Source organism: Burkholderia sp. BE17, from assembly GCF_009362305.1.
GTDB lineage: Bacteria > Pseudomonadota > Gammaproteobacteria > Burkholderiales > Burkholderiaceae > Burkholderia > Burkholderia pyrrocinia_C.
The window spans coordinates 1-291 of the sequence record NZ_WHNU01000132.1 but is presented as its reverse complement, the minus strand read 5'-3'; the positions used below and the strand labels follow the sequence as shown (position 1 = coordinate 291).

General features: G+C 60.8%; 1 pseudogene. It reads left to right on the top strand.

Annotated features, from left to right (window positions below):
• Positions 1-161 (top strand): annotated as a pseudogene (locus tag GD429_RS40180) (IS30 family transposase); the annotation flags it as partial.
• Positions 162-291 lie beyond the last annotated feature (130 nt).

Genomic DNA, 291 nt, shown 5'->3' with positions numbered 1-291 from the left:
CGGGTCATTGGGAGGGCGACCTGATCAAGGGCGCCTTTAATCGTTCCTGCGTCGGCACGCTGGTCGAGCGCAAAACGCGCTTCGTGGTGCTGTGCCGGATGGACGGTTGCACGGCCCAGGATGCGCTAGAAGGCTTCACGCGCCAGATGAAAAAGGTGCCGGCCTGGACCTATCCGTCATTTCGTGGGCGGGGCATATCATGAGGTATAAAAGTCATGGATATGCCGATGAAGAAGAAGAGGCAAACCGTAGCGCGTCAGGCAGCGGCCCGCGGGCCGCTGCCTGAGTTGC